Source organism: Pyxidicoccus trucidator (assembly GCF_010894435.1).
In the GTDB taxonomy this organism is placed as follows: Bacteria; Myxococcota; Myxococcia; order Myxococcales; family Myxococcaceae; genus Myxococcus; species Myxococcus trucidator.
The window spans coordinates 1-17,447 of the sequence record NZ_JAAIXZ010000003.1 but is presented as its reverse complement, the minus strand read 5'-3'; the positions used below and the strand labels follow the sequence as shown (position 1 = coordinate 17,447).

15 protein-coding genes and 1 pseudogene are annotated in these 17,447 nt (G+C 68.6%); 9 read left to right on the top strand and 7 right to left on the bottom strand.

The window, feature by feature from the left end; translation table 11 throughout:
* Positions 1-314: 314 nt before the first annotated feature.
* The 3 genes and pseudogenes from G4D85_RS50715 to G4D85_RS10210 form a co-directional block, all read right to left on the bottom strand.
* Positions 315-1,227, bottom strand: a pseudogene (locus tag G4D85_RS50715) (hypothetical protein); the annotation flags it as partial.
* Between the two features lie 12 nt (positions 1,228-1,239).
* The gene (locus tag G4D85_RS10215; RefSeq protein WP_205525497.1) at positions 1,240-4,677 is read right to left on the bottom strand and encodes a CHAT domain-containing tetratricopeptide repeat protein; all 3,438 of its coding nucleotides are present in this window, start codon (positions 4,675-4,677) and stop codon (positions 1,240-1,242) included.
* 160 nt (positions 4,678-4,837) lie between these two features.
* Positions 4,838-6,577, bottom strand: a complete 1,740-nt coding sequence (locus G4D85_RS10210) for a bifunctional metallophosphatase/5'-nucleotidase (protein ID WP_164010628.1) — start codon at positions 6,575-6,577, stop codon at positions 4,838-4,840.
* Between the two features lie 213 nt (positions 6,578-6,790).
* Between G4D85_RS10210 and G4D85_RS10205 the strand changes: the two genes are divergently transcribed.
* Positions 6,791-7,267, top strand: a complete 477-nt coding sequence (locus G4D85_RS10205) for an AtaL-like protein (protein WP_164010626.1) — start codon at positions 6,791-6,793, stop codon at positions 7,265-7,267.
* 15 nt (positions 7,268-7,282) lie between these two features.
* On the opposite strand, the gene G4D85_RS10200 is transcribed toward G4D85_RS10205, so the two are convergent.
* The gene (locus tag G4D85_RS10200; protein WP_164010624.1) at positions 7,283-8,203 is read right to left on the bottom strand and encodes a LysR family transcriptional regulator; all 921 of its coding nucleotides are present in this window, start codon (positions 8,201-8,203) and stop codon (positions 7,283-7,285) included.
* 67 nt (positions 8,204-8,270) lie between these two features.
* On the opposite strand from G4D85_RS10200, the gene G4D85_RS10195 reads away from it, so the two are divergent.
* The 3 genes from G4D85_RS10195 (at position 8,271) to G4D85_RS10185 (ending at position 11,235) form a co-directional block, all read left to right on the top strand.
* Entirely contained in the window at positions 8,271-9,212 is a 942-nt protein-coding gene (locus G4D85_RS10195; protein WP_164010622.1) for an NAD(P)-dependent alcohol dehydrogenase, read from the top strand.
* Positions 9,213-9,247: 35 nt separating this feature from the next.
* Positions 9,248-10,021, top strand: a complete 774-nt coding sequence (locus G4D85_RS10190) for an SIR2 family NAD-dependent protein deacylase (protein WP_164010620.1) — start codon at positions 9,248-9,250, stop codon at positions 10,019-10,021.
* Between the two features lie 74 nt (positions 10,022-10,095).
* Positions 10,096-11,235, top strand: coding sequence for a hypothetical protein (locus tag G4D85_RS10185; protein WP_164010618.1), 1,140 nt, complete (start codon positions 10,096-10,098; stop codon positions 11,233-11,235).
* Positions 11,236-11,264: 29 nt separating this feature from the next.
* Here G4D85_RS10185 and G4D85_RS10180 read toward each other — a convergent pair whose 3' ends face one another.
* Positions 11,265-11,651, bottom strand: a complete 387-nt coding sequence (locus G4D85_RS10180; protein ID WP_164010615.1) for a hypothetical protein — start codon at positions 11,649-11,651, stop codon at positions 11,265-11,267.
* Positions 11,652-11,771: 120 nt separating this feature from the next.
* Between G4D85_RS10180 and G4D85_RS10175 the strand changes: the two genes are divergently transcribed.
* On the top strand, positions 11,772-12,581 hold the full coding sequence (locus tag G4D85_RS10175) for an MmyB family transcriptional regulator (protein WP_240359189.1): 810 nt from the start codon (positions 11,772-11,774) through the stop codon (positions 12,579-12,581).
* A 66-nt stretch (positions 12,582-12,647) separates the two neighbouring features.
* Here G4D85_RS10175 and G4D85_RS10170 read toward each other — a convergent pair whose 3' ends face one another.
* Together G4D85_RS10170 and G4D85_RS10165 are read right to left on the bottom strand one after the other, a co-directional pair.
* The gene (locus G4D85_RS10170; RefSeq protein ID WP_164010614.1) at positions 12,648-13,553 is read right to left on the bottom strand and encodes an NADP-dependent oxidoreductase; all 906 of its coding nucleotides are present in this window, start codon (positions 13,551-13,553) and stop codon (positions 12,648-12,650) included.
* 204 nt (positions 13,554-13,757) lie between these two features.
* Positions 13,758-14,189 (bottom strand): helix-turn-helix domain-containing protein, encoded by a 432-nt coding sequence (locus tag G4D85_RS10165; RefSeq protein ID WP_164010612.1) that lies wholly within the window; start codon positions 14,187-14,189, stop codon positions 13,758-13,760.
* 79 nt (positions 14,190-14,268) lie between these two features.
* Between G4D85_RS10165 and G4D85_RS10160 the strand changes: the two genes are divergently transcribed.
* The 4 genes from G4D85_RS10160 to G4D85_RS48830 all read left to right on the top strand — a co-directional run.
* Positions 14,269-15,150, top strand: coding sequence for a class I SAM-dependent methyltransferase (locus G4D85_RS10160; protein WP_164010610.1), 882 nt, complete (start codon positions 14,269-14,271; stop codon positions 15,148-15,150).
* A gap of 125 nt (positions 15,151-15,275) precedes the next feature.
* Positions 15,276-16,196, top strand: coding sequence for a DUF6310 domain-containing protein (locus G4D85_RS10155; RefSeq protein ID WP_164010608.1), 921 nt, complete (start codon positions 15,276-15,278; stop codon positions 16,194-16,196).
* Position 16,197: 1 nt separating this feature from the next.
* Entirely contained in the window at positions 16,198-16,962 is a 765-nt protein-coding gene (locus tag G4D85_RS10150; RefSeq protein ID WP_164010606.1) for a DUF5953 family protein, read from the top strand.
* A 284-nt stretch (positions 16,963-17,246) separates the two neighbouring features.
* Positions 17,247-17,447 (top strand): hypothetical protein (locus G4D85_RS48830; protein WP_205525496.1); only part of this gene is annotated, 201 nt, incomplete at its 3' end.

The window sequence follows — 17,447 nt, the reverse complement described above, 5'->3', positions numbered from 1 at the left end:
GACGTAACGTCTGGCCGCCACTCCGCGTCGACCACCCGGACGTCGACCGCATCCTCTTCCTCGTGGACGAGCGTCCCGAGGAAGTCACCGACATGGAGCGCAACGTGCGCGGAGAGGAGGGCTCCTCCACCTTCGGCGAGAAAGGTGAGACGAGAGAATGTGAGCCCGAGGACTCGCGAGGCTCAGGGTGTGTACAACTCCGCCGCCGTGAGGGGGACGTTGGTAATCCCCGCGGACAGGAGGACCTTGCCGTTGTTCAGCGGCGTCGCCGTGTGGAGCTGGCGAGCCGCGGACAGGGCGCCAGTCGAGGTCCAGGGGACACAGACCGGCAACCCCGTGACAGCGAAGCTCTGGGTGGCCGTCAGGTTGAATGCGTTGGTGACGGTGGCGGTGATGCCGGGCGTCGTGCTTGCCGAGACACAGGAAGGCGCCGTCCACACGACGTGGCTGGTGCTGGCGGTGTTCTGCGCCGTGGCCAGCGAGCCGGTGTTGGCAGTCCAGGCAAACGTCAGGGAGCTGGACTGCGGGTCCAGGGCGGTGACGTCAAAGGCCACCGTCTGGCCCGGGGAGGTGGAGGTGGCGGACTGGTAGAAATTGGTGAAGCGGGGAGCGAAGCGCTCGGTCGAAGAGGAGGCGATGCAGAGGTTGAGCGTCCCCGAGGTCTGCCCGCCGCGGCCGTCCTGCACGGTGACGGTGAGCAGGCAGTTGTTACACGCGCCGGCCGGGACGGAGGACGGAAAGAGAGGCACCTGTCTGGACGGAGGTGGTGGAGGCGACGAGGGAGTCGATGAGAGGAGCCTCGTTGCCATAGGGAGGCGGGGGAGAAACCTCCTGGAGGATGAGGGCGACGGCGGTGATCTGATTGGCGGAGATGGAGACGCCGGCAGTCTGGCCCTGGAAGAGAAGGGAACCCGAGGAGTCGAAAGCCTGTGCAAGGAAGGAGCGGTTGGAGCCCGCGGGGATGTTGCCGATGAGGCCGCCCCAGGAGCCATTGGACCTGGCCAGGTCGACGACGAGGGACGTCATGTCGGAGGCGGAGACCGTCACCTGGACGTGGGTGACGTCAGAGGAGGAGAGCGCCTGGGGGACGGAGACGGCGAGCTGGAAGGAGCCGGTGTCGGGAGCGGTGGCGGTGCAGCCGGCGAACAGCGCGAGCGCCAGCAGCAGGGGAGTGGATGTTCTTCTCAAGAGGGAGTCCTCGGTGCTGGATGGGTGAAGCGTCGTCATTCACGGGAGCATTCAGGGCAGGCGCAGGGGCGTATCCCGGCCCATTGCGATGAAGGGCGCCCAGTAGTGGGGATGCGGCTGCGTCTGCCGCAACTCGCGCATCGCCTCGCGTAGCGCCGTGGCGCGGCCCTGCCCCGCCAACAGGTTGGAATAGTAGATCTCCATCAGCTCGCGGGTCGTCTCGTCGTTCACCTTCCACAGGCTCATCACCACCGTCTCCGCTCCCGCCACGAGGAATGACCGGTGCAGCCCGTACACGCCCTGCCCCAGCTTCACGTCCCCTCGCCCCGTGTCACACGCCGAGAGCACCACCAGCTGGGTGCCCCACAGGTTGAGCCCCGCCAGCTCCAGTGCCGTCACCAGCGCGCTCTCAGGCGGGAGCTGCGGGGCACTGGAACCGGAGGGCGCCGGGGCTCGCGCGCCCGCGAGGACAATGCCCGAGCGCAGCAGGGGGTCAGCGGCCGACGTCGCGAGAGGGCCCTCTCCCAGCGCACCGAAGTCAACCACCGCGCGGGAGGCCGGAGCCTCGGGCGCGTCCTCCAGGAAGAAGCCATGGGTGGCCAGATGGAGGATGCCGGGGGTGGGCACCCGCAGGAGCCGCTCCTTGGTGGCCTCGGCGCCCAGGAACAGCTGGGCCCGCGGAAGCAGCCGCTGGATGGCCTCGGCCTCCTGGCGGCTTCCGGGCAGTGGAGCGAGGTCCCAGGCCCGTTGTGCCAGGTCCGCGCGCAGCGTGGACCTGGAGCGCACGGCGGAGGCGGAGCGCGAGGTCAGCGCCGGAGTGTCCTCCTGGGCGTGAGCAGGTGCTCGAAGCGGGGCGCTGAAGTCCGGGTCGGCGAGGACGACCACGGAGTCAGGGGGATGCGCTTCCTGGGGGGCCAGCAGCAGGTCCTTGCCGGAGGGGACGTAGGTGAAGTCGAAGGCGTCGACGAGGAACTGGTGGCCATCGTGCAGGGCGGCGAAGGGCACCAGGGCGAGCTGGCCATCCGGTGAGAGGAAGAGGCGGCGGGTCTCTCCCAGCAGCGGAAGCAGGGGCTGGAAGACGAGCTGGTAGAGGGCCTGGGCGGGTGCCTGGAAGGTTGCGTCGCGATTGGCGAGCGCGTCACGCAGGCGCGAGGCGGCGAGGTCGATGGGCTCGGCGGGCCCCAGGTCCCGGAAGCGGATGGTTGCGTCCGGGAAGAGCACCAGCGCCAGGTAGCGCAGGTGTCCGGAGGACTGGGGCTTGGGCGTGCCAGGCCCGGGCACGAGCGGGCGGTCCATGTACGCGATGAGCTCGATGAGGGCACCGTCCCTGCGCAGGGCCGCGGCGACACGGTCGACAATCTCCGCGGGAGGCGGCAGCGCGGCCAGCGCGCGCAAGGGGGCGGAGCGCCGGGCCAGGTCGGCTTCGAGGGCACTGCCCTGCGCGGAGAGCTCATCGAGGCGCTGTTGGTAGGCCTTGGGTGGAAGCGCGCCGGGGCCTTGGAGTGACAGCTGGGCCAGCTCGGTGCGCAGCCCCTTCAGTCGCTCGAAGGCGTCTCTATCTTGCGCACCCAGGCTCCGGTAGACGGTGCGGGAGATGTTGGAGCTCTCCTCGACAGAGCGGCCCTTGAGCAGGAAGGCGGCGCCCAGGGCCAGGCGTCTGACGCGGGCGTTGTCTGGATGGGCGCGCAGCAGCGCATAGAGCCGCTCCTCGTCGGCGCGCAGGAACTGGAGGAAGTGGGCCAGGTGCTCCTCGGAGAAGCCGAGTGCCTCCTGGCGCAGGCGCTGCTCGGAGATGGCGAAAGCGCGCGTGAGCAGCGGCAGGGCTTGGGCGAGGCGGTGCTGAGCCAGACAGACCACGGCAAGGTGGTTGAGCGTTTTCGCGGCGCTAGGATGGTTCTTGCCGCGAGTCGCCTCCTGAATGGCGAGCGCGCGCTCGTAGAGCGGCCTGGCCCGGCCGTGCAAGCCCTGGACCGAGTAGAGGTCGGCGAGGCTGTTGAGCGACTCAGCGATGGGGGGATGGTTCTTGCCGAAGGCCGCCTCATAAACCACCAGCGCACGCATATGGAGTGGCTCGGCTTGGCGGTACAACCTCTGGGCCGTGTAGAGGAGGGCAAGCCCCCTGAGTGACGGGGCAATGAAAGGATGGTTCTTGCCGAGGACCGCCTCCACAATCGTCATCGCGCGTGCGTAGAGCGGCTCAGCCAGACCATACAATCCCTGGGCCGCGTAGAGGTCGGCGAGGTGGTTGAGCGGCTCGATGAGGAGTGGATGGTTCTCACCGAAGGCCGCCTCCCGAATTACCAGCGCACGCGTGAAGAGTGGCTCTGCGCGAGTGAACAAGCCTTGGACCATGTAGAGGCGGCCAAGAGAGACGAGTGAGTAGGTGACATCGGGATGGTCCTTGCCGTGGGCCGCTTCCAGAATTGCCAGCGCGCGCTCGTGGAGCGGCTCAGCCTGACCGTACAACCCCTGGGCGTGGTAGACGGCCGCGAGGTTGTAGAGTGACGCGGCGACCAGGGGATGGCTCTTGCCCAGGGCCGCTTCCCGAATCGCCAGCGCGCGCGCGTAGAGCGGCTCGGCACGAGCGTATAACCGCCGGGACAAGTAGAGGTCGGCGAGCTTGTTGAGCGTGTCGGCGGCATCGGGAGGGTGGTCACCGAGGGCCGCCTTCCGAATCGCCAGCGCGCGCTCATGGTACGGCCTGGCACGCGCGTACAGCCCTTGTTGCTCGTAGAGGGAGGCAAGCCACTCAAGCGGATCGGCAACGAGGGGGTGACTCTTTCCCAGGGCCGCTTCCCGAATCGCCAGCGCGCGCTTATAGAGCGACTCGGCTTGGCCGAACCGCCCCTGTGCAAGGTAGAAGCAGGCGAAATCGTAGAGCGTTTGAGCAACCTCCGGGTGGACCCTGCCCAGGGCCGCTTCCCGAATCGCCAGCGCGCGTGCATAAAGCGGCTCGGCCTGAGCATACAAATCCTGGTCCAGGTAGAGGTTGGCGAGGTGGTTGAGTGACTCGGCGACGAGTGGATGGTTCTTGCCGAAGGCAGCCTCCCGAATCGCCAGTGCACGCAGGTAGAGTGGCTCAGCACGGGCGGACAGCCACTGGGCCGAGTAGAGCCTGGCGAGGGTATTGAGCGTTTGGGCGACCTCCGGGTGGACCTTCCCCATTGCTGCTTCCTGGATCGCCAGCGCGCGGTGCAGCAGCGGCTCGGCTCGCACGGAGTTCCCCCGCAGCAGGTGATGAGAACCGAGTAGTGCCAGGCACCTGGCGACGTCTGGATGGGCCCCCCCGAGCACAGCCTCCCGCAGCGCCAGCGCATGCTCTCCCCTTGCAATGGCCTCGTCGTACCTGCCCGCATCCCAGAGCGTGCTCGCCTCGTTGAAGGCTGTCTGCGCCTCTCTCGACCACGCTTCTGACGGCTTCTCCCCGCCCGCCGCTTCCGCCGCACAGCACAGCATCACCCCCAGCATCCACCCACGAATCCCCCCCATGTTGGCTCCTGGTACCCGTCCCGTTTCGATATTCCTGGTCTGACTGGCCCCACCGGGTTTCCCCCTGTGAGAGCTGCCCTGTCAGCCCCATGGCCGCTGCTCTCCACGCTGTGTCGGTAGGGAGGGACCTCCACCGTGCAAGGCCCCTCCCCGCCTCGCGTTACGGAAGGAGCGTGACGCGGCCCAGCTGCGGTGTAGTCAGCGGGTTGTTGGCGCGCGTGTAGGCCTCGAGCACGTCGGTGTCGATGGGGCCCGTGCGCGGGTCCTTCCCCTCGAGGAGCACCGCGAGGCCGTCACCGCCGCCGGCCATGAAGTTGTTCACGGTGACGCGGTAGTTCGCCGCCGGGTTGAGGGGCTCGCCGTTGAGGGTGATGGACGCCGGGTCCACCTTGCTTCCCCTCGGCGCCGACGCGCTCCAGCTGAAGGCGAAGCCCTGCGACACCTGGAGGATGGAGGTACCTCCCGGCTGGAACATCTGCTCCAGCAGCGTGTCAAGCTGCGCGCCGGTGAGCGTCAACGTCACCATGTTGTTGGCGAAGGGCTGGACGGCGAAGACCTCACCGAAGGTGATGTCCCCCGCGTTGATGTCCGCGCGCACGCCGCCCGGGTTCTGCATGGCGATGACGGCCCCGCCGGTCTGCTCGCTGCGCGTGGCCGCGAGCATCCCATCCGCCACGGCGTTGCCGAGCGTGGACTCCCCCGAGGTACCCGCCGGGAGGGGCCGCACGGGAGCTGCCAGCCCGCTCGCCGTCTGGCCGATGACCCTGTCCCGAAGGGGCGCGACCTTGCCGATGACGTCCTGCACGAAGGCCGCCACCGGGGCATGCGCGGTGTCCCGCGTGACGATGACGTTGCGAGCGGCCGTCTCCACCACGTCACGCGTGGTCGGGTCCAGCACCAGGTCGATGTCGGTGAGCAGGCGCCCGTTGCTGGCCGCGCTGGTGACGCGCTTGCCGTCGATGATGCAGTTGTACGCCTGGTGGGTGTGGCCGGAGGCGACCACATCCACCTCGTCGTCGAACCGCTCGACCAGGTCCTTGATGGGCCCGGAGATGCCGGGGCACTCATCGAAGGAGCCCGTCGGCAGGCCACCCTCGTGGATGACCACCACGATGGCCTCCACGCCCTGCTGCTTCAGCTCGGGGACGAGGGCGTTGACCGTGTCCGCCTCGTCCTGGAAGGTGAGCCCCGACACGCCCGTGGGGTTGACGATGAGCGGGGTGCCCTCCAGCGTCATCCCGATGAAGGCGACCTTCACCCCCTGGAACTCGCGGAGGTTGTAGGCCGGGAACAGCGTCTTCCGGGTGGCCACGTCGGTGAACACGTTGGCCGAGAGGAACTTGAAGCTCGCGCCGGGGAACGTCGGACCCGCCTGGCACCCGTCCACCGGGTGGCAGCCGCCGGTCTGCATGCGCAGCAGCTCGGTGAAGCCCTCGTCGAACTCGTGGTTGCCCACGGAGTTGATGTCCAGCCCCATCAGGTTCATCACTTCGATGGTGGGCTCGTCGTGGAAGATGCCGGAGGCCAGCGGCGAGGCGCCGATGAGGTCTCCCGCCGAGACGACCACTGTGTTCTGGGGGTTCTCCTGCCGCAGCGCCTGGATGTGGTGGGCCAGGTAGGCCGCGCCACCGGCGTTCACATCCACGCCGGTGCCACCATCGGCGGCGGGCACGCGGATGCGGCCGGTGCTGCCCGACGGGGCCTCCAGGTTGCCGTGAAAGTCGTTGAAGGCCAGGACCTGGACGCGAATCGGCTCCTGGGGCTCTGGCTGGGGCTGGGGCTCCTCATCGCCGCAGCCGGGCTGGGCCATGAGCATGGAGCTGGTGAAGAGGGCTCCGAGGAGCGTGAAGACGCGGCGGCTGCTCCGCGGGCTTGAGGTGACGGTGGTGGGGTTTTTCATAGGCAAGGGAGATGAGCCGGCGTGGCGGCAGATGATGCAGAAAATCCAGGGTGGGTGCCGCGCGCCGGGCAGCGCATGGAAGGCCAGGGTCCAAAGTCGAACGCCAAGGCCTTCACATCCTGAAGCATCGTCCCTTTCCAACATCAACTTCCGTGAATGACAGGGTGGGCCTATTCATTGCCCGTACCCGAACCCCGGAAGAGGACCCGCGACATGATCTATTCAACCGCGACCGTGCCCGTGAACCCCGAAGGCGAGCTCCCGCTCACCCGCGCGCAGCTCTGGAAGGGCCTTGTCCTCAAGGCGCGTGACGCGAGGCTGTTCCTGCCGCCTGGCGCCTGCACGAGGTGTGACGTGGTTGTCGACGGTGAGGAGTTCATCCTCCGTGAGGCCACCATCATGGGCGCCGACGTGTCGGAGCTCATCACCTTCGAGCCCCAGAGCAAGGTGTCCTTCCACCAGGTCAAGGGGCCGCGCGAGGGCGTCATCGTCAACCAGGTGCTCGAAGGTGCCGATGGCTCGCTGCACCTGAAGTTCTACTGCCTGGTGGGGCTGAGGAACGGGGAGCCGGGGAGCGAGCAGGAGCGGAACGAGCAGGCCGCCATGGACAGCGAGGAGCGCGGCTACAAGCGGGCACTGCTGTCGACCCTCGCGCAGACCCGGGCGCTCGTCCGGGAAGGCCGCATCTAGTCAGGGCGCGGCAGCTCACTTCGGAGTCTGAAGCCCCGCGGCACGCACGGCGTCCCGGAGGAGGCCTCGGAACCAGAGGTGCTTCGTGTCCCCCTCGTGCCCCGGGTGCCACGCCATCTCCATCACGATGGGGGACAGCTCGAAGGGGAGCGTCCGAACGACTACCTCCACATCCCGGGTCCGAGCCAGCGCGAAGCTGCGCGGCAGGACCGTGATGCGGTCGGAGGAGACGAGCAGGGGCGTCGCCAGCGCGAACGACGTCACCACCCGCGTTATCCGCCGCGACAGCCCCTGCGCTTCGAGCACGTCATCCACGGCCCCACGGCGAGACTGCGCCAGGGGGGTGACGAGGATGTGCTCCGCGGCCGCGAAGCGCCGCAGCGTCCATGCGCCCTTCAGCAGCGGATGCTCCTTGCGGAGCACGCAGACGAAGTCCTCCAGGAACAGCTTCTCCGTCGAGAGGCCTCGCTCCCGGGTGGTGTCGGGCACGACGGCCAGGCCACCCCTGTCTCTCAGGAAGCTGGCCACGTCGACCGTCACCGTGCGTACCGCCAGACTGGCTCGCGGGGCTCGCGCGGTCAGCAGTCCATCGAGCGCCGGAAGGAGCGCTTCGGCCACCCGGTCTGACGTGGTGAGCACGAGCTCGCCGTCGTAGGTGCCGGGCTCGAAGGGCGCGCTCACGTCGAAGAGGCGCCCCGCCGCGGCCAGCACCTCTCTCGCGGGACCTCGCAATTGCTCCCCCAGCGGAGTCCTCACCAGCGTGCGTCCCGTCCGGACCAGGAGCGCGTCATCGAAGTCGCTCCGCAGGCGCCGCAGCGCATTGCTCGCCGCCGCGGGGGTGATTCCCAGCCTCCGCGCGGCCCGGGCGACATGGGCCTCTTCGAGCAGGAAGTGCAGTGCGCGCGCGTGGTTCAGGTCGAATGCGGAGACATTCATGGCGTGAAGCCTAGCGCTGTCCAACATCAAGTTCCGTGAATTACTTCGCGAGCCTATTCATTGGCTCATGCAAACAGTCACCTACTCCCGCTTTGGAAGCCCCGACGTCCTGACGCTGTCGGATGCCGCCCCGACGTCCCCTCGCAGTGGACACCTCGTCGTGCGCGTGCACGCCGTGTCCATCAATCCGCTCGACAGCAAGATTCGGCGTGGTGACGCCCGCCTGCTCAGTGGCACGAAGTTCCCCAAGACGCCGGGCCTCGATTTCGCAGGCGTGGTGGAGCAGGTGGGCGAGGGCGTGCAGGGCTTCCAGGTCGGTGATGCGGTCTTCGGCGGCCCTGGCTCCTTGAAGGTGGGGTACCTCTCCGAGCGCATCTCCGTTCCCGCGCGAGTCGTCGCGAAGAAGCCGAAGTCGCTCGACTTCGAGGGGGCCGCTGCCATCGCCGTCGTCGGGCTCGCGGCCCAGGCCGCCGTGCAGGCCGCCCGCATCAAAGCGGGCGACCACGTGCTCATCAACGGCGCCAGCGGAGGGCTGGGGCCGTATGCCCTCCAGCTCGCCAAACGGGCCGGTGCCCAGGTCACCGCGGTCAGCGGCACCGACGGCGTGGCACTGGCGCGCGAGCTCGGCGCGGACACCGTCGTCGACTACAAGCGCGAAGCCATCACGGAGTCGGGAAGGACCTTCGACTCGGTGCTCGAGCTCTCCACGCGACTCCCCTTCAGCGAGGCGCGGGTCCTCCTGAAGCCCCGGGGCGTCTACGTCGACCTCGAGCCGGGCCCCGCGAAGCTCATCGGCGCCACCCTCCAGAACCCGTTCCGCTCCCAGCAGCACCGCTTCGTCATCGTCCAATCGCCCACCGCCGCCCTCGAGGCCCTGGGCCGGAAGGTCGACGCAGGGGAGCTGCGTCCTGGCCCCACCCGCGTGTTCGCGCTCTCCGAGTACCGGCGCGCCTTCGAGGTCGCGGAGAAGGGCGGCCTGGTCGGCAAGGTCGTCGTCCGGCTCGCGTGACTGCTTCCCGCTCCGTGCCGGCGTAGAGTCCACGCATGGCGGATGCCTTCACGAGCGATGAGGAGCTGCGGCGGCTGCGCGACCGGCTGAGGGCGACCGCATGGCGCCACGTCGTGGTCCTCACCGGCGCGGGCATCTCCGTCGCCTCCGGGCTGCCCACCTACCGCGGCCCCGGTGGGCTGTGGACCCGGCCAGAGCTGGAGGAGGTTCCCGACGCGGCCATGATGGCCCGTGAGCCGTCCCGGGTCTGGAGCCTGTTCGGTCCGCTGCGCAGGCACCTCCAGGTCGCGGCTCCCAATGCGGCCCACCTGGCGCTGGCGGAGTGGCAGGCCCGGCCGGTGCCGGGACGCGCCTTCACCCTGGTGACGCAGAACGTGGATGGGCTGCACACCCGGGCAGGCAGCCGGGACGTCGTCGAGCTGCACGGCTCGCTGCTGCGCACCCGCTGTGGCAACCCGGAGTGTGGGCTGCCCCCTTTCGAGGACTCCACCGAGCACGTGCGGGCAACGCCGTGCGAGCGGTGCGGACAGCCCCTCCGTCCGGACATCACCCTGTTCAACGAGCCGCTTCCGGTGGACGCGGAGTGGGCCGCCAAGAAGGCCCTGCGCGAGTGCGACCTCTTCCTGGCGGTGGGAACGTCCGGCACGGTGGCGCCCGCCTCGAACTTCGTCCGTGGAGCGAAGTACGCAGGAGCCTGGACGGTGCTGCTCAACCTCACGCCCATGCAGCCCCGCCACCCGGACTTCGACCAGGAGGTGCTGGGGCGCGCCGAGGAATTGCTGCCGTTCCTGCTGGGCGAGGACGCCTGAGCGCCGTCCCGACAGGCACACCCGCTCGTCTCTGCTCCATCGCCGCTCTACACTGCGGCCATTCCGGAGGCTTGATGCACCAGAAGAGACTTCGTCCGTGGTCCGCGCCTGCCGTCCTCTCGCTGGCCGTGGGGTTCGCGCTCGCCTGCGCTGCGGGCTGCTCGGGCGACGACGCGCAGGACGACGTGGACGTGCCCAACCCGCTGACCAATCCCAAGGACGGCCCGCCCGCCGGCAATCCGAATGCGGAGGCCACGTGCGGCGTCCCGGCCGAGGCGGGCCTCGCTGACGTCTCCAAGCCCACCACCGTCGTCGGTACGGGAACTCCGGCAAGCTGTACCAGTGCGGCCTTCGTCGAGGCCGTGGCCAGAGGCGGGGTCATCACCTTCGACTGCGGACCGGAGCCCGTCACCCTCACGCTCGACAGGACGGCGAAGGTCTTCAACGACAAGGGGCCGGACATCGTCATCGACGGCAAGGGCCTGGTGACGCTCAGCGGAGCGGGCAGGCACCGCATCCTCTACATGAACACCTGCGACCAGAAGCAGGTGTGGACGACCGCGCACTGCCAGAACCAGGACCATCCCCGGCTGACGCTCCAAAACCTGACGTTCGTGGACGCCAGCTCCAAGAGCGAGACGGAGTTCGACGGAGGCGGAGCGGTCTGGGTGCGCGGTGGGCGCGTGAAGGTCATCAACTCCCGCTTCTTCAACAACGCCTGTGCCGATGTCGGGCCCGACGTCGGTGGCGGCGCCCTTCGGGTGTTCAGCCAGTACGAGGGACGGCCCGTCTACGTGGTGAACACCACGTTCGGTGGCAAGCAGGGCTACGGCGGAGTCTGCTCCAACGGTGGCGGCATCAGCAGCATCGGCGTGTCGTGGACCGTCATCAACAGCCTCTTCTCCCACAACCGGGCCATCGGCAACGGCGCGAACCCCGCGAGGGAGGGCACCCCGGGAGGGGGCAGCGGCGGGGCCATCTACAACGATGGCGACAGGATGACGCTGTCCCTCTGCGGCACGCGAATCGAGCACAACGAGGTCAACGCCCACGGCAGCGCCATCTTCTTCGTCAGCAACGACCACTCGGGCGACATCCGCATCGACCGCTCGGTCATCAAGAACAACACGGGCGGCTCGTGGTACGTGACGCATCCCCAGATTTCGAATCACTCGGATACGCCCATCGTGGTGACGAACTCCACGATTGAGTGACGGCGCGTGGAGCCGGCAGCGCCTCCGGCTCAACCGCGAACGAGACGGGGGCGAGCGGCCCCCATGAGCTTGAGCGTGAAGACTCCGAGCACGGAGACGGCCTGGCCCGCGACGAGCGCGACGCCGACGCCCGACATCCCCGGTGCGTACGCCACGAGCAGCGCTCCGCTGCCGAGCACCCACGAGGCATCGACCACGAGGTGCACCCACGCGGCGCGCAAGGGGACTGCCGGCTGGACGGACACCCACGCATTGAAGCCGGCCCAGGGCACCAGGAACAGGCCCACGCCGAACAGGAAGGCCGGGGGCAGCGGCCAGCCGGCGAGCGTGGTGAGGGGCGTGGCCCAGACCAGCAACACGGCGCCCATGAAGATGGCGGCGAAGGCATCGAGGCGGTAGACGAGGCGGTCATCCATGAGGGCACTTCCGGTGTGAGGGTTCGCCCCGAAGACTTCAGTTCCGCAGGGCACCCCGCAATGACCTCGGAGGGAAGTGCGGCGTGGTTCATCATCGGGTAACCGCGAGGAGGGTCTGCCGTGCGTAACGTCGATGACAAGGCTGTGATGGACGCCAGGCGCGTCACGGCGCGGAAGCCGGTCGCGGCGGGCGGCGGCAGCGAGCTGGGCACGCTGTTGAAGGACTGGCGTGCGCTGCGTGGCAAGAGCCAGCTCAGCCTGGCGCTCGACGCCGAGGTGTCTCCCCGACACCTGGCCTTCATCGAGTCGGGCCGGACGGCGCCCAGCCAGGACATGGTGCTGCGGCTGGCCGACGCGCTGATGCTCGGGTTGCGAGAGCGCAACGTCCTGCTCGTGGCGGCCGGCTACGCGCCACGGTTCGGCGAAGGCGGCTGGAACAGCGAAGCGCTGAAGGAGCTCCGTCAGGCGGCGGAGATGATGCTCAAGGCGCACGACCCGCACCCCGCCCTGGTGCTCGACGCGGCCTCGACGGTGCTCGATGCGAACGTCGGCGCGCTCACGCTGATGGGAGAGGGGCGAGACGCGCTCGGGCACCTCAACCTGATGGACCTGGTCTTCGCACCCGGACGGGTGCGCTCTGCCATCGGGAACTGGCAGGAGGTGGCGGGCTTCCTGCTCCACCGGCTGCGGGAGAACGCCCGGCTGCGCGGCCCCCACTCCGAGTCCGCGCGCGTGCTGGCGCGCGTGCTCACGTTCCCCGACGCGCGCGACCTCCCGCCGATGCCCGGGAGCGCAGGGTCCGTGCTGGTACCGTTGACCTTCAGCGTCGACGGCGTCACCACGCACTGGTTCACCACAGTCACCACCTTCGGAGCGCCCCTCCACGCGCTGGCCGAGGAGATCACCATCGAGCAGTTCCACCCGCGCTGAGCCGCGCCGCGTGCGGCGCGCGGGCGTGGACCGCGCTCATGGGCCATGGGCGATGTGCCGCTGTCTTCAGTTGGTGAGCAGCACCTTGCCCACGCCGCCCTGCTCCGCGAGCTTCTGGGCTTCCTTCACCTGGTCCAGGGGGAACCGCTTGCTGACGGGGATGACCAGGTCTCCCTTCGCCGCGCTCTGCCCCAGCTGCGTGAGGCGGCGCGAGTCCGGATGCGAGAAGATGGCGCGCACGGTGAGGTTCCGTCCCTTCGCTTCCGCAGGCTCGCCCACCACGCTGCCCAGGGTGCCGCCCGGCTTCACCTTGTCCAGCACTCCGGCCACGGCCTTGCCGCCCACGGTGTCAGCGACGGCATCCAGCATGGGCAGCTTCGCGACCTCCTCGGCGGCTTCGAGCGCGACCACGCCCTCCACCCCCAGCTTCTCCGCCTCCGCCTTCTGGCTGGCGCGCACGCCGGCCCAGACCTTCACGCCCCGGGCCTTCGCCGCGAAGACGGCGGCACGTCCCACCGCGCCCAGCGCTCCGGTGACGAGCACCGTGTCGCCCTGCTTCGGATTCACCGCCTCTTCCATCAACTGCACGCCTGTCAGCGTGACGAGGGGCAACGCGGCGGCGTCCTTCAAGTCCATCGACTCGGGCACCTTCGCCCAGGCTTCCACGGGTGCGACGACCCGCTCCGCGTAGCCGGCGCTCACCAGGCCCATCACCCTGTCGCCCGGCTTGAACGCGTCCACGCCCGGTCCCACCTCGATGACCTCACCGGCCACGTCCCGCCCGAGGATGGTGGGGAACTTCACGGGCATCCCCGCCTTCAGGTCACCCCGGCGAATCTTCCAGTCCACCGGGTTGATGCTCGCGGCGGAGACGCGCACCTTCACCTCGCCCGGTCCCACCTGGGGCTCGGGCATCTCCTGCACGGCAAGCGCATCCACATCCCCGTAGGACTTCAGCACGACGGCTTTCATGAGGGTCTCCTCGACGAGAGAGGGAGGACTTCCGTCCGAAGGGTAATCACCGGGGGGGTGCCCGCCATCGCCCGCACCTCGTGAGCTTCCACGGCGGAGCGAGCAGGCATGCTGGTGGTTCGTTGAAAGTCCGTCCTGGGTGCGTGTACCGCTGTCCGGTACGGGGCGTCGGTGACGCGTGTTCGAGGAGCTCGATGCTCGACTTCACGGCGGCCGCGGAGCCCTCTTCCTTCGCGCTCCCATCGTTCCAGACGCGGCGGCCCGCAGCATGCGGCGGAAGGTGGGGCATTCCATGTGGCTCGGCGCGGGACAGGCCGCGGCGTGCCGGAGGCCGTCGCGCATGGCGGTCAGCTTGCGGAGCGTCCTGTCCAGCTCGTCCGCCTTGGCCGCGAGCATCTTCCGGTCGATACGCGGCCGACCGTCCGACGCGAACATGAGCGCGACCTCATCAAGCGAGAAGCCGGCAGCGCGCCCCAGCGCAATCAGCGCCAGCCGTTCCAGCACGTCAGGAGCGAACAGACGGCGCAGGCCCCTTCTGCCGATGGAGGCGATCAGCCCCTTTTCCTCATAGAACCGCAGTGTCGACGCAGGAACGCCGGACCGCCGCGCCACCTCGGAGATGTCCAGGTCTCCCATCCTCTTGACCTCAAGTCGACTTGAACTGGCACAGTGCGGTTTCCACTTCTTGAAGGCAAGTCAGCAGAGGGAGACGCTCATGGAAGTCACTCACCCGCCCGATGACGAGCAGACGAAGCTCTGGAACGGCCGCGCCGGCCGTACCTGGGTCGAGATGCAGGAGCTGCTCGACCAGCTGTTCAAGCCGTTCGAAGACCTGCTCGTCGAAGCGGTTCCCGCCGAATCCGGAGGTCGAGTGCTCGACGTCGGCTGCGGCACGGGCAGCGTCCTGCTCGCCGTCGCGCGGCGGCTCGGAGCGAAGGGCCGCTGCACCGGCATCGACATTTCGGAGCCGATGATTTCCGCCGCCCGGGCCCGCGCGGAACGGGAAGGTACGCCGGCAAGCTTCATCTGCGCCAACGCGCAGCTCCACGCGTTCGAGCCTGCAAGCTTCGACCTGCTCATCTCGCGCTTCGGCGTGATGTTCTTCGACGACCCTGTCCGGGCCTTTGCGAACCTGCGGCAAGCGGCAAGGCACGACGCCGAGCTCCGGTTCATCGCCTGGCGGAGTGCCGCGGAGAATCCGTTCATGACGACAGCCGAGCGCGCCGCGGCACCGCTCCTGCCGAACCTCCCCGCCCGCCGGCCGGGAGCGCCGGGGCAGTTCGCCTTCGCGGACCCGAGCCGGGTCTCCTCCATCCTGGAGGAGAGCGGCTGGGCCGAGATTGATATCCAGCCAATCGATGTCGCCTGCACCCTTCCCGAGAAGGAGCTGGTCCGTTATCTGACCCGGCTCGGTCCCGTCGGGATGTTCCTTCAAGAGGCGGACGACCGGACTCGCACGCAGGTCATCGAGACGGTCCGTGCCGCCTTCGAGCCCTATGTGCACGGAGCTGAAGTCCGCTTTACCGCTGCCTGTTGGAGCATCGGTGCGCGAGCGCCGTCTGCGTCAGCCGCGCCGAAGGAGGTAGCTAGTCCCTGAGGCGGTGGCCTCTCTCATGTGCTTGGCGGACTCCAGCAGGGCCTCGCCATCAGGGCTGCTGGCATACTCTGGAGCCGGCCAGCCCTGACCCACGGTGCCCTGGCTTGACTGGAGAGGACGTGGCCATGCGTTTCCGCTCCTGCATCGCACTGCTGCTCCTTCTCTCCGCCTGCGCGACGACGGAGCCTCGTCCAGGCGAGCCGGTGGCTCGCAACCCAAGGATGGCCAACCTCCAGAGAGCGGCGGCCCTGCCCTGGACGGACGAGGGGCGCTGCGTCGTCCAGGAGGCCTCCCATCCCTGGCCCGTACTCGTGGAGCGGTGCTTCCACACGCTCGATACGCGCAGAATCCGCTTCCACGACCCCGAGCGGCGCTGCACGGTGGCCGCCGCGGGCGCGGTGGCGGTGCCCGCGATGGTCGGCATCTGCCTCTTGTCCCAGCCGTACATCCTCGTGGGAGCGGTGGTCATCATCGGCGCCGTGGTGGTGGCCGTCGCCATTCACGAGGAGCTGGAGGCCTATGAGCTGCGGCGGCCCTACTCCGAGGAAGCGGAGCCCGTGATTGAGACGAAGCCCACCCCTCGGGAGCCCTTGGCGGAACGGAAGCCTGCGCCGGAGCCCTCCGGGCAGGACTGGCTTCCCCCTCTGCCACCCGAGCACTCGGAGCGAGAGCGCCGGCCCGAGTGCGTCCCCCAGCCCGTGCCGCACCTGGGCGGCGATGCCCTGCACAACCAGTGCGCCGACAGGGTTCCGCTGAATGGCTTCCCTGGCTCGGACGTGCTCGTCAACGGGAAGCGCTTCGACGCACTGCAACCCCGCACGCGCGTGCTGTGGGAGGTCAAGACCGACAACTTCGACACGTACACAGTCGCCCTTCGAAGAATTGTGATTGAGAATCAAGCGGAGGAACTGCAGCGCGAGCACGGACTCGCGAGGGCCTGCGGATTTGACTTCCGAGTGGGCGTGCGCAGCGCAGCGCATAAAGCCGCACTGGAACTCCAGGACCCGAATCTCAGGGGCATCATCGTCGTCATGGACTGGTGCTGAAATGCCGGCTACCCAAGAAAATGAACTCGCCCTCATCGTCTACTCACCCGAGTTCGTGAGCGATGATGGCCGCCCTCTGGACGTGGTTCTTCAAATGGAACGCACGCTCCCTGGCGTGCGCCTGGAATGGACGATTTCCAAAGAGGGGCAGTTCATCCCGCTGCCGCATCGCACGACATGGCTCGCCCGGGGGAGACCGAACGGGCGGGGATTTCCACTCGTTTGCAACGGCGACGAGCGCTACCTGGTGTCGGTATCCGGATGGGAAGCGGCGGCGAACATCTCCTCAGGCGGTCAGGCCCAGTTTGAGGTGCATGCGGCCCTGCCCCTGACCGGGAACAGCATCGCGGCGGCAGCGGATGTGCTGGAGGGCGTGGCGGAGGGCGCGCGTGCGTTCTGGGGGCATGCGACGCCGTTCAGCGCGGGCGTGGAGATCGCGCAGCAGACGCAGAATCCGGCGCTTGACCTGGAGGCTCCACCCCGAGGGCTGCCGGCACTCAAGCCCTCGTGGCACATCCGCGCGCCGGAGCTTCCCCATCGCCTCGGGTGGTTGAACTACTGGTCCGCCGCCGCCGCCCTAGCCATCGGCTTCCCGGACCCGGCCCGCGACGCGGACCTGCTCTCGCGAGCGCGGCGCACCGCGACGGGCGGGTGGGTTGTTCGTCTCACGGACGCACCTCTCGACCTCGACAACCCCGCCCACCTGGACGCGCTCCTGCGGGCCTACGAGCGCTTCCCGGAGATTGGCGGGCGCTCCACCCCTTGATTGTCCGAAGCGCTCATTGAAACTGGCCGAATGCCGGGCCCGATGACAAGCAGACGAGGCGCAAGCTTCGACATGATCATTCGCACTTCGGCGTATCCGCTGCACGAGCCCCGTCTTCCGCGGTCCGGGCGGTCGCCGCATGCGTCGCAGGGCCTCGTGGTGCCGCACGGCGTAGCCGAGCGCCTTGCGCAAAAGGCCGCGCTCTTCACGCACCTTCTCGTGCTCCGCCTCGGCCCAGGAGGAGAAGGCTTCCCGCATCGGCCTGTACGTAGCCGCTGAAGCCCTTGAAGAACTCCAGCACCGCGGCGCTCGTCTCGCGAGGCGTGTACTCGAAGAAGAAGGCTTCCTCCGGCCAGAGCCTAGAACGTCGAACAGGTTACGGCGAGAGAGCAGGCAAGGGCCAGGGGATCGACACCAGCGCCCGAGGTGAGCAGGTAGGTCCATGGACGACACAGCAGGAGCGAACATGGACCGATGGACGCCCG